The 13,490-nt window shown below is 50.2% G+C and carries 16 protein-coding genes; 8 read left to right on the forward strand and 8 right to left on the reverse strand.

The features are described 5' to 3' along the window. Position 1: 1 nt before the first annotated feature. Both HU175_RS20845 and HU175_RS20850 read right to left on the reverse strand, forming a co-directional pair. Positions 2-295, reverse strand: coding sequence for a transposase (locus HU175_RS20845; RefSeq protein WP_176568412.1), 294 nt, complete (start codon positions 293-295; stop codon positions 2-4). A gap of 12 nt (positions 296-307) precedes the next feature. Next, a complete protein-coding gene (locus tag HU175_RS20850) occupies positions 308-655 on the reverse strand; it encodes a hypothetical protein (protein WP_176568413.1) in 348 nt (115 codons plus the stop codon). 448 nt (positions 656-1,103) lie between these two features. Here HU175_RS20850 and HU175_RS24695 point away from each other — a divergent pair, with 448 nt between their 5' ends. Both HU175_RS24695 and HU175_RS24700 read left to right on the forward strand, forming a co-directional pair. Beyond that, the gene (locus HU175_RS24695) at positions 1,104-1,475 is read left to right on the forward strand and encodes a serine hydrolase domain-containing protein (protein WP_218037010.1); all 372 of its coding nucleotides are present in this window, start codon (positions 1,104-1,106) and stop codon (positions 1,473-1,475) included. 41 nt (positions 1,476-1,516) lie between these two features. After that, the gene (locus tag HU175_RS24700) at positions 1,517-2,134 is read left to right on the forward strand and encodes a serine hydrolase (RefSeq protein WP_218037011.1); all 618 of its coding nucleotides are present in this window, start codon (positions 1,517-1,519) and stop codon (positions 2,132-2,134) included. Positions 2,135-2,458: 324 nt separating this feature from the next. Here the strand turns inward: HU175_RS24700 and HU175_RS20860 are convergent, their stop codons facing one another. Further along, complete coding sequence (locus tag HU175_RS20860) at positions 2,459-2,791, reverse strand: NADPH-dependent F420 reductase (RefSeq protein ID WP_218037012.1); 333 nt, start codon at positions 2,789-2,791, stop codon at positions 2,459-2,461. A 270-nt stretch (positions 2,792-3,061) separates the two neighbouring features. Here HU175_RS20860 and istA point away from each other — a divergent pair, with 270 nt between their 5' ends. Both istA and istB read left to right on the forward strand, forming a co-directional pair. Continuing rightward, entirely contained in the window at positions 3,062-4,588 is a 1,527-nt protein-coding gene (gene istA / locus HU175_RS20865) for an IS21 family transposase (protein ID WP_228724144.1), read from the forward strand. A gap of 48 nt (positions 4,589-4,636) precedes the next feature. Then, complete coding sequence (gene istB / locus HU175_RS20870) at positions 4,637-5,389, forward strand: IS21-like element helper ATPase IstB (RefSeq protein WP_176566175.1); 753 nt, start codon at positions 4,637-4,639, stop codon at positions 5,387-5,389. A gap of 43 nt (positions 5,390-5,432) precedes the next feature. Here istB and HU175_RS20875 read toward each other — a convergent pair whose 3' ends face one another. The 5 genes from HU175_RS20875 to HU175_RS20895 form a co-directional block, all read right to left on the reverse strand. Continuing rightward, positions 5,433-5,768 (reverse strand): NAD(P)-binding domain-containing protein, encoded by a 336-nt coding sequence (locus tag HU175_RS20875; protein ID WP_228724230.1) that lies wholly within the window; start codon positions 5,766-5,768, stop codon positions 5,433-5,435. Positions 5,769-6,437: 669 nt separating this feature from the next. Beyond that, a complete protein-coding gene (locus tag HU175_RS20880; RefSeq protein ID WP_176568414.1) occupies positions 6,438-6,719 on the reverse strand; it encodes a YgaP-like transmembrane domain in 282 nt (93 codons plus the stop codon). 130 nt (positions 6,720-6,849) lie between these two features. After that, complete coding sequence (locus HU175_RS20885) at positions 6,850-7,623, reverse strand: TIGR03915 family putative DNA repair protein (protein ID WP_176568415.1); 774 nt, start codon at positions 7,621-7,623, stop codon at positions 6,850-6,852. Between the two features lie 4 nt (positions 7,624-7,627). Beyond that, positions 7,628-8,869 (reverse strand): putative DNA modification/repair radical SAM protein, encoded by a 1,242-nt coding sequence (locus HU175_RS20890; RefSeq protein WP_255433074.1) that lies wholly within the window; start codon positions 8,867-8,869, stop codon positions 7,628-7,630. Between the two features lie 482 nt (positions 8,870-9,351). Further along, positions 9,352-10,215, reverse strand: coding sequence for an SDR family oxidoreductase (locus HU175_RS20895; RefSeq protein ID WP_176568416.1), 864 nt, complete (start codon positions 10,213-10,215; stop codon positions 9,352-9,354). Positions 10,216-10,315: 100 nt separating this feature from the next. Between HU175_RS20895 and HU175_RS20900 the strand changes: the two genes are divergently transcribed. The 4 genes from HU175_RS20900 to HU175_RS20915 all read left to right on the forward strand — a co-directional run bounded on the left by HU175_RS20900 (position 10,316) and on the right by HU175_RS20915 (position 13,370). Continuing rightward, on the forward strand, positions 10,316-10,732 hold the full coding sequence (locus HU175_RS20900; RefSeq protein WP_176568417.1) for a winged helix-turn-helix transcriptional regulator: 417 nt from the start codon (positions 10,316-10,318) through the stop codon (positions 10,730-10,732). A 455-nt stretch (positions 10,733-11,187) separates the two neighbouring features. Continuing rightward, a complete protein-coding gene (locus HU175_RS20905) occupies positions 11,188-11,760 on the forward strand; it encodes a Crp/Fnr family transcriptional regulator (protein ID WP_317167761.1) in 573 nt (190 codons plus the stop codon). 77 nt (positions 11,761-11,837) lie between these two features. After that, positions 11,838-12,698 carry an SDR family oxidoreductase gene (locus tag HU175_RS20910; RefSeq protein WP_176568418.1) on the forward strand — a complete coding sequence of 287 codons (861 nt, stop codon included), beginning with the start codon at positions 11,838-11,840 and terminating at the stop codon, positions 12,696-12,698. Positions 12,699-12,971: 273 nt separating this feature from the next. Next, on the forward strand, positions 12,972-13,370 hold the full coding sequence (locus HU175_RS20915; protein WP_176568419.1) for a response regulator: 399 nt from the start codon (positions 12,972-12,974) through the stop codon (positions 13,368-13,370). Positions 13,371-13,490: the final 120 nt, after the last annotated feature.

Genomic DNA, 13,490 nt, shown 5'->3' on the forward strand with positions numbered 1-13,490 from the left:
GTCAGGTCGCCCGGCTGAAAATGCTCAAGGCTTTTTTTAAGATTTCGCGCTCGGTCTCCAACTGGCGTACCCGATCCTTAAGCTGCTGGTTCTCCGCAATCAGTTCGCTTTGACCAGCGACCACTTTTTTACCCACTTGATTCACACTTTTCCAGCGGTAGATTAGGTTCTCAGACACGCCCAGGGCGTTGGCGACATAAGCTGCTGTCTGACCGCTGTCGAGCATTTTGAGGACTTCAGTTTTGAAATCGGCATCGTACTTGCGCCGTGTTTTTGGGGCTCTCTTTGGCTGCATAGCCTTGCTAAGTTAAGCAAGTTTGTGTGCCGATAAACCCGACCATCTCAGGGAAGCGGCTGCCTGGTCAGTGTAGTGAATGGTAAAGTGGTCATCTTTGAAAAAGGCCACATATTTTTCCAGTATTGTCAGGCAAGCGCTGGATGAAGTAAGCCGAGATTGCTGCTCTAGTGTTTGGCGTAGTTGCATGTATTGGTTGAGGGCTTTACTGGCCGTCTTATCTTCAAAGCCCGCGTACCGACTTTTGGCCACTTGGATTAAAGCATTCAGATTGGCTTGGCAGCTACAACTATCGATTTGTTGGGCATGTCCCCAAGTAGAGATGACAACCAGGGAAAGGATCACGAAAAGATGTTTCATACAAGTGAGGAATAGGAGGATGGAGTTCCAATCTAGGAAAAGCATCGATCTTATCAAACGCTCATACCTGAGACGATAGAACCATCATGCGTTTGCTTTTCAAAAGGGGCACCTTTCTAGTCGGCTAAGTCATGGTTACTTGCTCAACAAGATAATGTGCGCCCATTGGGAGACAAGATTTTTAATTGGTCAACGCGAAGAGTTTATTGATAGGGTAACCTCAAACCGTCTCGCTTAATCGCTTCCGGTCGCTGCAATCCTGTTTCTAAATAAGCTATTCTAAGCAGCTTACTAGGCCTAAGCTTAACATGCACCTCCACATTTATCACAGCCACTAGAGGCATACGGTACAACTATTACGATCGGTTAGCTCGGCTGTACCTATCCCCATTTTTGTTATAAGCCACTCAGCGGGCTATCTTTGAACATACCATCGGCCTGCCTCTCTATGCAATTAATTCATGTGCTTCGCTCTCTGGGGCTGCTGTTAGTACTTGGCTCGAATAGCCCCTTGCATAGTCAGCATACCACCAGACAGCTCGACAGCCTGTTTACCGAATTACACCAGCATGACAAGTTTAATGGTAATGTACTGGTGGCCCAAAAGGGGCAGCTCATGTTCGCAAAATCGTACGGCAAAGCCGATGAACAGCAAGAAAGAGATCTAAACATCCAGTCTGTTTTTGAGTTAGCCTCCGTCTCTAAGCAGTTTACCGCCATCGGCATTGTGCTGCTTAAAAAGCAACAAAAACTAGACTACGACGATGCACTGGCCGACTACATCCCAGAACTAGCTTTTTATAGGGGGGGTAACTATTAGACAGTTACTCAACCTACCTAGATGGGGTAGTGGGCGACGGGATGGTCAATTCAACGGTCGGTGATCTGCTCTTGTGGGATCAGGCATTGTATACCGACAAACTGATCAACGACACAGACCGGCAAGCAATCTTTTCGGGGGCTACGCTAGCAAGCGGAGCAAGGACGGACTATGGTTTTGGTTGGGCTTTACTGGACAGTAAGCCCTATGGCCGGATCGTCAACCATACGGGCGGCTGGGCCGGTTATATTAGCTTGATTGAGCGTCATCTGGACACGGGAATGACCATTATCATGCTGCAGAACAACGCCACTGATCGGATCCAGATACCGCTCAAAGTGGTGAGGAAAATTCTTTATCACGAGCCGTTAGTGACAGAGGGATTGAAGCCTGTGTCCACTTCAGCAAGTTTGGAAAAGTACGTTGGTCTCTACTCGGCATCGACGATTCCGCTGAAGCTTGCCGTCTTTATCCGCGACAACTCCTTGTGGGCCCAAGGTCAGGCAGCTGGCCAACGCCCCTTCCGGCTGGACGCTTATAAGCATCACACGTTCAAGTACGAGGCTGCCTCAATACGGATGGTTTTTGATCCCGAGAAACGTACCCTATCCTTTGAGCAAGGCGATAAGGTCTCCCACATTTTTGCGAAAGAACAGTAAGTAGATGACTCAGTAAACCACCCGTCCCAGTAAACGCTCCCAAGTTGAGATGAATAAGGGTTCGTTCAGTTACCCCTTGACTGGTGCAACTGAATGAACCCTTATTTTTATTGTCTAGCTAACCAATACCCGGTTGCAACTGGCACAATCTGGAAGGGAAACAAGGGGAAAATCTAGCTTTTCCATTCTTTGCTCATTAACTGTACCCAAAACCGCTTTCGCCAGAAAGCCGCGCTCAGTTTCTACCGGCGCGGCTTTCTGGCGAAAGTCAGCATAATGCGACAAGCACTTATTAGCCTCTAGGGCAACGGGGCCGATCGTTCGCTACTTCAGCTTGACACCCTGAGCTTCCATTTGCTTCTGCAGGGCAGCATGATTGGCCAAAAACTGCGCGTGCTGCTGCTCCGTACGCGTTGTCCCCAGGCTTTCCAATTTTTGCTCTAGCTCCCTGGCGGGTAAATCTGCTCCATAGCAGGGGGTGCCGGGCTGCTGTCGCCACGACTCATGCAGACTACCATTATCCACCGCATCGAAGCCCAACTCTTCCACCAGATCCATCACTTTCTGCTTGGCCATGGGGTCATCGCCGGCTACAGGCAGAGCGATACGGCCGGGGGTACCAACGGGCTTGCCTAATTTTTCAAGGTGGTCGGCCATGATATTGTTGAATACCTTTATCACAGGCCGACCAAGGTGCTGCTCTACCCACTCACTTTCGGTCAGTTCACCCTGCTCAAGTTCGGGGATGTGTCCATCCCGCTATATATTCCGGCATAAAGTAAGCCAGTCATTCCGGCCCAATCCGGCCGGGTATTCCGGCACAAAATGGGCCATCGTGGATAAGTGAGCCAAGACCCCTAGTTTGGCCCTGACGTGAACGAACATCACTCACGTTTGTAGTCAAGCATGGCTAACTCTCGCTTACCTATGTTTCAACTCCGTCGGATTCTTCAACTCCGCCAGCAGGGCTTCAGCCAGCGCCGGATTGCTTCGGCTTTAGCCATTTCCCGAACCACCGTCGAACACTATTTGCGTATAGTCGAAGCGCATTTTTCGGACTTGGCTCAGGCTTTGAGCTGGCAGGATGATCAACTTCACCGCCTGTTCACTCATCGTGTACCCCAACCAGAGGCCGATCGGCTGGGTGATCTCTACCAACGATTTGAGAACTACGAAGCCCAATTGGCCAAGCCGGGTGTGACCCGCCATCACTTATGGCTAGCTTATAAGCAGGCTAACCCCAATGCCATCCAGTACTCCCAATTTTGTGAGCGCTACCGGACCTGGCGACTCAACCAGCAGACGGTGATGCACCTGGAGCACAAAGCTGGGGAGACGCTTTTCGTCGATTATGCCGGTAAAAAGCTAGCCCTGGTCGATCCAACTACCGGTCAGCCTCAGCCAGTCGAGCTTTTTGTCGCCGTGCTGGCCTGTTCCCAACTCACTTTTGCTAAAGCGGTTGCCAGTCAGCGAAAAGCCGATTTCCTACAAGCCTTATCCGATGCGCTAACCTACTTTGGTGGTGTCCCCGAGGCCATTGTGCCCGATAACCTGAAAGCCGCCGTGACCAAAGCCAACCGCTATGAGCCTGATCTGAACGAGTCGATTGAAGACTTTGCGGCTCATTACAGTACCTGTATCTATCCAGCCCGTAGTGGCAAGCCGCGCGATAAAGCGCTGGTGGAGAAGACCATCTCCATTCTCTATAGTCGGGTATATGTTCCCCTACAAGAACAGAGCTTTCACTCTTTGAAGGAACTGAACCAAGCTATTGCTCAACAAGTAGAAGTCCACAACCGGCAGTGCTTTCAGGGTAAGCCCTACTCAAGACGTCAGCGTTTTGAGACCCTGGAAGAAGCCACGCTGATGCCTTTGCCGCTACAGCCTTACCGGTCCAAAGCCTTTCGCATGGCCAAAGTGCATCCCAACTGTCATGTACTGTTAGGGGAAGACAAGCACTATTATAGCGTACCCTACCGGCATGTGGGCCAGAGCGTTAAGCTGGTTTACACCGCTCAGACCGTGGAGATTTACCATGATCATCAGCGGATTGCGCTTCATGAGCGCCAACCCGAGGCCTATCAGTACACCACCCGTCGCGAACACCTGCCCAGCCAACAACAATGGCTGAGCCAGTGGTCTGCGGAGTACTTTATCGATCAGGCCAGCCAGATCGGTCCCCATACTCGACTGGCCATTCAGGAACTGCTCCACACGCGGAGCTATCCCCAACAGGCCTTCCGTTCCTGTGCCGGCGTACTATCGCTGGTAGCCAAGGTTGGCCAGCAACGCCTGGAGGGGGCCTGTGAGCGGGCGTTAACGTATGGGGCTGTCTCCTACAAGTTGATCCGTAGCATCCTGGAGCGCAATTTAGATAAGACTACCTCAACGGAGGTAACCCATAAGCCTCTGCCAACTCATGAGAACATCCGGGGAGCCGATGTCTATCAATAATAAAGGGGTAAAGGGGATAAAAAGAGCTAACCATTAAACCATCAACTCATGAATACACAAGCAACCCTCGAGCGCATGCGTCAATTAAAATTACAGGGCATGGCCACCCACTGGGAAACCCTTCTGCGTCTACCGGTTAATCAGTGGCCGCCCACCGACCATCTCCTGGCTTCGCTGCTGGATGCCGAACACGAATACCGGCAGGAACGCAAAACGCGAACTGCCATTACCCAGGCTCGTTTTCGGTATCAGGCCAGCCTGGAAGAAGTTATTTACACGCCTGATCGGCAGTTGGACAAAAGTATGGTACTTCGCCTGGGCGACCTCTCTTTTGTACGACGGGGCGAAAACATTCTCATCACCGGTGCCACTGGTTGTGGCAAAAGCTATCTGGCTACATGTCTGGGCTACCAGGCTTGTCAACGAGGGCTGCGGGTGGGCTACTTCTCTATGCCTAAACTTATGGAACGACTGCATCTGGCTCGAGCGGATGGCTCCTATACTCGGGAGCTTGCCCGTCTGGAGCGGTTGCAGTTATTGATCCTGGACGATTGGGGCCTATCGAGTCTAGACATGAATGCCAAACTGGCTTTGCTGCAACTCATTGAAGATCGCCATGGCCGGTCGGCTACGATCATTACCTCGCAGTTACCGGTGTCTAAGTGGTATGAGTACCTAGCTGAACCAACGCTGGCCGATGCAATCTTGGATCGACTCGTGCATCAGGCACACCGCATTGAGTTGCAAGGCGAGTCAATGCGCAGGCGCATCAAAAAAACGAATGATTTAACCGGATCCTGATTATTTTTATGCCCTCTTCGCCCCTTATCCACCGTGGCCCACTTTAGCCGTTTTGGCTGGCACAGTATCTCCGGAATATATAATCCCGCAACAGCGGATAATAATTGCTGGTATCAATGACGGGCACTTCAGCGGGTACGCCCTCGAACAAGCCTTTGGGTAAATCGGGAATATTTTTCAGTGGAATAGTCACCACGATGATCTCACCGTAGTGAGCTGCCTGCTGGGCGGTAACGGGAGTAGCGCCGGTTTTTTGGGCCACCTCACCCAGCGTTTCGGGGCCACGAGAATTGGCAATCGCTACTGAATGGCCGAGGCTGGTAAGCCGAGTGGCAAGGGCGCTACCAATGAAGCCTGCGCCAATGATTCCTATTTTCATTGTTAGTACGACGGACGAGTTATAGATTGGTGCTTCGCCCAGGTGCGGATTTTAACTCCAGGGTACGCCAATTGTTTATCAGCCTAGGCTAGAACTGAACAGTAGCCAGACAACAGGACGCGCGAGGTACGGGATTAGGGTGTTGTCAGATAAGGGAGACTGGCTAACGCAGACGAATCTACTACAGGTTAAATCTAATGATTCTCAAAAAACGCTCCTGTTGGATACACTTACTTTATATATTCCTTTTTACGAAGGTAGACTACTTTAGCGGCTGCTTGACCACCATACGAAGAACAAGCAAACAGCTTTCTTGCTGATTCCGCTCAGTCTGCTAGCAGGATACTACTGCTACTGCTGGGAGCACTTACCCCCTCCCCCCCCACGGCTCACAAGCCTACCCGATTTTTTTGCCACTTGATACTCTCAGCCGAGCCAAAGTAGACGTCTTCGACGATCAATAGATAGGGCTTAACCGGCAACAGGCTATCTAAAGTGGTCTTACAACTCACGGACGAGAACATACTCTTTTTGACAAATAGTGTCTGCTTTTGAGTTTGAAGCATACTGCCTAAGCTCTGGGTTACCAACTACTAACTAAAGTACTAACCAGTGTTCATTAGGTAAAGAAGGCCCCCAACACATCGTTGGGGGCCTTCTTTCTTATGGTTAAACCTGTTTATCCAAACTTTGAGTAGTCGTCTTCCCTAGTCGGCTGACGATATCATGAGCCTTGAGCAAACGGCGCAGCTCTTGGCCCTCAAACGGCTTCTTCGCTAAAGGAGCCAATACGCACCAGTCAAATAAGCCAGCCGCTAGGGGGATGATACCCAGCATACCCCAGCTTGGCTTGTCGGACTTGGCTACACTGCGGGCCACCAAGACGTAGCCGGCCGCAATCCGGGCCGCCCGTCCGGCGGGGCTGGCGATGAAACCTAAAAAATCGTTCATGTTGAGCAAATCAGAAAACTAGTATCTAGGACACATCAACCCCGATAATTGTTTTGGTTGATTTGCTACTGGCTAGCGTAGCGGGCCGTTAGGGGGCAAACATTGCTGCCAGTACTCGACAATGAGCTACTTATTCCTTTCTTATCTGCTCGGTTAAATGCTTCCAATACCGTTTGGGCATGTGCTGCAACTGAAGCCGCAGATTCTTCCGGGCGTCAATCGTTACGCTCTTAAAGTAGCAACGCCAGAGTTCCTGATAAAACTCTTCCCGCTCGTCACTGATCTCGGCCATCAACCCAGAAGTAAACCGTCCACGAGGCTGAAAATCAACCCCTACCGTAGACACCGTTTCTAAATCATAGTAAATTCCGTACTTACGGCGAGCATCGTAGATTAGCCAACGTTGATCGGCATACCGGCTCTCGAAGTGCGCCGAGATGAGGGGCAGCACATCGCATTCCGGTTCAATGATCGCATAATACAACTGGTCCTGGGTTAGCTTGAAACGAACAAACGCCTGCATGCGATGCGCTTCCCGTTTTACCCGCCGGGCCGCCTGCCTGACAGCCCACACCGCCGGATGACCATAGTCTTCTTCCACATTATGCCCGTTCCCGAAGACATGACGTATGAACTGCCACATTACCCGCTCCGGCTCCTCAATATCAGACAGGTACGTTTTGTAGAGCGACATTATCCCCTGGGCTGACAGACGCTTTTGCAAGCCAGCCAGCACCCGCTCCGCTTTCGTTTCGTCCATAACCACGGTAAGCGTAGCCTCGAACAATTTTGCTGTAGACGCTTCCTGGCGGGTAAACAGCACATCCGTCAGCTTGTTGGTATAGGCCTCGAAGACGGCCGTCAGCCAGCCTTCATACGTTCCATCGTACAGTATAGTCGTCATCCGATCAGAATAAGCTTAGCTGCGTGGAGAAGGTGCGCGCATACTTGCTTTTTTGCCGCGCCAGAATCAGTTGTTTAAGCGCAAAAGGCGTGTATTCTTTTCGCAACGAGAAAGCGGTCGTGAACGCCATAAAATACTGAGCCCGGTTGTAGGCGATCCCCATCTGCTTCAGGTGTTCGGGCTGCAGCTTTCTAAAGCGCCGGGCCTCGACAATTTTCTGGGCACTTTGAAAGCCAACACCCGGTATTCGTTTGATCAGTTCAAGGTCGGCCGTATTGATATCAACGGGAAACAGGTCCAGATGCTGCAGCGCCCAACCCAGTTTGGGATCAATATCCAGCGCCAGATTAGGTTGCTCTGATCCAACCAGTTCGTTAAACGCAAACCCATAATAACGCAGTAGCCAGTCTGCCTGATAGAGCCGGTTTTCCCGGATAATGGGGACCGGCGTCCCTACAGCGGGTAGGCGGTTGTCTTGGCTGATGGGGACGTAGCCCGAATAATAGACCCGCTTCAGGTTTAACTGACTGTAAAACTGATGGGTCATTCCCAGAATATCCAGATCGGTTTCTTTGGTAGCTCCGATCACCATCTGCGTACTCTGACCGGCAGGTGCAAAAAGGGGCGCTTTAGGGTTCTGCTTCCGTTCCTGATGATGACCAGCAATCTCGGTTTTTAAGTACGTCATGGGCCGGATGACATCCTGATGGTTTTTGTCCGGAGCAAGTAGTTTTAAACTTTGCTCGGTAGGCATTTCGACATTGACACTCAGACGGTCAGCATACAAACCCGCTTCTTTGATCAATTCTTCACTGGCCCCCGGAATGGCTTTCAGATGGATGTAGCCATTAAAGCGTTGCTCCAGGCGTAACTTTTTAGCAATCCGCACCAGACGTTCCATAGTGTAGTCTGGGCTATCGAAGATCCCCGAGCTCAGAAACAGCCCTTCGATGTAATTTCGACGGTAGAAGTTGATCGTCAGATCAACAACTTCTTCTACTGTAAAGGCAGCCCGCTTGACATCGTTGCTCTTACGGCTCACGCAATAGGCACAGTCAAACACGCAATGATTGGTCAGCAGGATTTTAAGGAGCGATACGCACCGCCCGTCTTCGGTAAAGGCGTGGCAAATGCCGTATCCTTTGGAGTCGCCCAGTCCTTTGTCTTTGTTGGCTCGTTTACTTTGACCGGAGGAACACGACACATCGTATTTTGCCGCATCGGCCAGGATTTGCAATTTCGCCATTATTCGGTCATTGACCATTTCATCAGGTATTTGTTTACCGATAAAAATACGCTTTTTCGTCGGCACAAAGAAGCCGATTACAATCATTCAGAAAACGTTCGCCACTGCAAGTTAATGCTACACGGTTACACTAAACAGAATCAATTAACACAACAGTCTGCAGAGCTAAGCACGCCCTTAATCACGTTGACCGTCTTACTCTGAGTCGGCGTGCTCATCTGCAACAGATACACTCCCGCCCCGAGAGTTGGTACTGAATTAGGAGCGCATCAGGGAACAACGTCATGCTGCTTGATAGGCGCTCTGAGCTTCGGTACTATACGCCAAGAGAACGGTTGAATCAATAGACTGTAGGGCTACCCTACTCCAAGCGATCCGGGAGTTGGAATCTCACAAAAACACTCCAAAGTGAGACGATGGAAAATTTATGCGTCCATTCATTTCTGAATGGACGCATACCTATTAGAAACCACAGCAAGCGGTCAGTTACCTGAGAAATAAGTCGCTTTCAGGTACTCCCCTAGCGAAGTTGGCTGGCGACCTAGTAGACGCTCAACGGTATCGCTCGTCCCGGCCAGCATACCAGCCTGGGCGGCTGCCCCCCACTGGGCTAAGAAGGTGGCGACCATATCAGGAAAGCCAGCGGCCACTTTCTGGGCGACGTAGGGAGCCTCCTCGATGCTTTTATAGGTGATAAGCCGGCCAGCTAACGCGGAAAATTCCCGGGCGATATCGTTAAAAGAATAGGCTTCGCTCCCCGACAGGGTATACTCCTGGTTCTCGTGCCCCTCGCCTGTCAGTAGAGCAGCCGTGGCAGCAGCCAGCTCGGTCCGCTTAACGAAAGCGATCTTGCCGTCTCCTGCCGAGAAACGGATCTCCGTGGCCGGTACCTCACTCCCAATCAGATACCCTAGGCCTTCAAAATAATAGCCGTTTTTAAGAATGGTGTATGTCAGTCCGGACGCTTTGAGATAGGCTTCCGTGGCCAGATCGCTCTCAGTAACCTCGGGCATCACAAAATCGGAGCTGCGCTGGATACTGGTGTAAAACAGGTGCTTCACCCCGACCTCCTTTGCCGCGTCGATAACGTTGCGATGCTGCTGTAGCCGGTCAGTAAAGGCCACGGCCGAAACCAGTAGCAGTTTATCCACACCCCGAAAGGCCTCTACCAGCGCGGGATAGTCAACGTAGTCGGCTTGCCGGACGTCGACACCCTGCTCTATCAGGTCCGTGGCTTTATCGATATCGCGTACAAGAGCGGCAATTTCAGCGGCCGGGGTGGTGGTGAGCAAAAAGTCGATGGTCTGATGACCTAAACCACCAGTGGCTCCAGTTACTAGAATCATATTTAGCAGAAATAAAAACAGTGTATATTTACTTGCAAATTGCAAGTCAAAGGTAATTTAAAATACTTGCAAATTGCAAGTTAAATACAACCTCTTTCTTATGAAAAACTTAAAACAGCGTTCTACTTGCCCTATCAGTACGGCGCTTGACGTGTTAGGGGACAAGTGGAGCCTGCTCATTTTGCGGGATATAGTGTTCGCAGGCAAATCCACGTACGGGCAGTTCCTGCAGTCGGGAGAAAAAATTGCCACCAATGTGCTGGCCGACCGCCTGGCGATGCTGGAGTCGCATGGCCTGCTGGGTAAGACAGTAGCCTCGGATAAAAAATCGAAGTTCACCTACCGGCTGACCGAAAAAGGGGTGGATACGATACCTATTATCGTGGAATTAATTTTGTGGGGAGCCAACCATTGCCCAACTGCCGTCGATCCTGACTTGCTGAAAGAACTTCAGGAAGATAAAATCGCGTCCATTGCCAGGCACCAACGGCTGGCCCGCGAAAAGTCTCTGACTTAACTAAGCCCCAGTGGGCTCAGGTAGATAAAGCAGCCCAAAGCGTAGTTCATGCGGGACTGATTGTTCTCCCCTCTTTACTACTTTATACTGGACAAAATTTAAGAAACGTTTGGCCTCCAAAAGCACCCAATCAACTACTTATAAAGTAGTCTTCTATATCGCTTCCGCTTAAAACGATGAATCTTTCATATATATGCTCCTTTAAGGGAGTGTTAGAAAGAAGGACGTAATATACCCGCAACCCACTGCCAGGCCACTTCCAATCGTTTCATGGTAAGCAGGCCGTGGAAGGTTTGCCCCGTTAATAATTAGTCTTGTTGAGGAATAAATGCTCCCAACCGGGACGAGGGAGTATCTATAGTTCGGGCTTTTCACAAGGCATCAAACTAATGCCAGCTTCGGCTCATTTTTTACCATATGATAAATGGATACCCTGTCAGGTGTACTACCTTTAAATGATGGAAGCACTTATTAATCATATCCTGCAAGTTGGTAACCTGAACAAACAGCAGATCGAGTTTTTGTTGAGCAAGGTTGAACTGCTCGAATTAAAAAAAGACGATTACCTGTCAGAAGCCGGGAAGGTGCCCCGGTATGTGGCGTTCGTCTTGGAAGGCGTATTCCGCTTTTGCTACTATAACAACAGGGGCCAAGAAATCACCAATTATTTTGTGGACGAAGGCAACTTTGTCGTTGATAATCAAAAGTTTGAATCGGAGCTTGTGGCCTCCGAATATGTGCAGGCCGTGACCGACTGCAAGGTGCTGGTTTTCAACAAAAAGAATTGGGACCAGATATCCAACACCATTGTGGGCTGGGACATGATGAAGGCCAACATGGTAAAAAAGTGCCTTACGCTGGCCATGGAACGTCGCAGTCCGCTGGTTTCAGAAGATGCCACCACGCGTTATCTTTCCTTTATCGAGACGTTCCCCGGCCTGATCAACCGCATCCCACTTTCGTACGTAGCCTCCTACCTGGGCATCACTCAACAATCACTGAGCCGTATCCGCCGTACTATTCGTTGACGGCGCTTTTTACCAAATGATAAATGGTTTCTTATTGCCGTTTTCAACCTTTGCTTATTCATTTATAAGCAATAAAGATGAGCAAAAAGATCGTTTTGATAACCGGAACAAACAGTGGTTTTGGCTGGCTTACCGCCCACAGCGTGGCCGCCCTAGGGCATCAGGTATATGCCACGATGCGCGATACCGGGGGCCGTAATGCCGATAAAGCAAAAGCGCTTGCGGCCGTAGCGAACGTGACTGTTTTGGACGTTACCCTGACCGATGAGGAGAGCGTGAAGCAGGCCGTTGACACCATTTTGGCCAAAGAAGGCGCTATTGATGTGCTGGTGAACAACGCCGGTTACAGCATGACCGGCGTGGCCGAGAGCTTTACCACCGCCGATGTGCACACCACGTTTGATATTAACGTGTATGCCCCCTGGCGACTGATCAAGCAGGTGCTCCCCGTCATGCGCAAACAGGCCGACGGACTAATCATTAACGTGACCAGTGGCTTTGGGCGGGTATCGTTCCCGTTTGCTACCATTTATGCGGCCTCTAAATTTGCGCTGGAAGGCATAAGCGAGGGCCTGCATTACGAGGTAAAGCGTTTAGGCATTGACGTGGCCCTTGTGGAGCCGGGTGCTTTCCCGACCGAAATGCAGCAAAAGAATAACCCTGCCTCTGATCAGGGCGTAGTGGAGGGGTACGGCGCCATTGCCGATCTACCCAACAAAATGCTGGCTGCATTGGGCGGAGAGATGCAGACTAAAAACCCAAACCCGCAGGATGTTGCCGATGCCATCGTAAAACTGATTGGCACGCCGAAAGGCACCCGGCCCTTACGCACCGTGGTCGATCCCATCACCGGCCAATACATTGAAGCCGCCAACCAGGCTGTAGCCGAACAATTTGCCAAGGGCTTGACGGTGTTCGGAATGGGTGAGTTGGTGTAAGTAGAATAGATTTTATGGGAACGGCAGTGGCGTAAGCTACTGCCGTTTTTTGTTTGTAGCTGTTAGCGTATTGTCGCTAAGGTTATTGTCACAGCATTTTCCAAAAGCTGGTAAAACTGCCCTCTAATTAGCTTTAATTCAATAAAAATTAACTTTTTATTACCTTTATTTAATATTGGTTTACATAACGCGTATTGTACAAATAAAGACTATGTTTATTTTGTACTATATTTGTCAAGAAAGTCTTCTCTAAACTTGGCTTCAACACAACAAATGCAAGAGCGTAGCAAGCGAGTTATTCTTTTGGTAGACGATGACGAAGATGATCGATTTATCGTAAGTCAGGCATTTAAGCTCCACGCTGCTGACAATGAACTAATAGTAGTGGAAAGTGGTCATCAGTTACTTCGGCTATTAGAGGAGGGGATTCTGCCAACACTTATTTTGCTCGATTTAAACATGCCCATTTTGAGTGGGCTGGAAACGCTCGCGTTGGTCCGCCAGCAACACAGCGCAGCTAACGTACCTGTCATTATTCTGACGACATCGGATCTGGCCGAGGATAAAGCAAAGGCAGCGTCACTGCAGGCCAACGATTTTATCACTAAACCGGCGACCGCCAGCGCCTACAAACTGATTATATACCATTTGCATCAGCGCTGGTTAAACTAGGGAATAATTGTAGTGTAACCGGCATCTGCCGGGTTGCTTTGTTTGCTGATTTTATTTTTTCATCACCTCACTCTGGATCGACTCGCCCACAACCGGTACTCATCGGCTTGATCATACAGG

This window comes from Spirosoma sp. KUDC1026, from assembly GCF_013375035.1.
Taxonomy (GTDB): Bacteria; Bacteroidota; Bacteroidia; order Cytophagales; family Spirosomataceae; genus Spirosoma.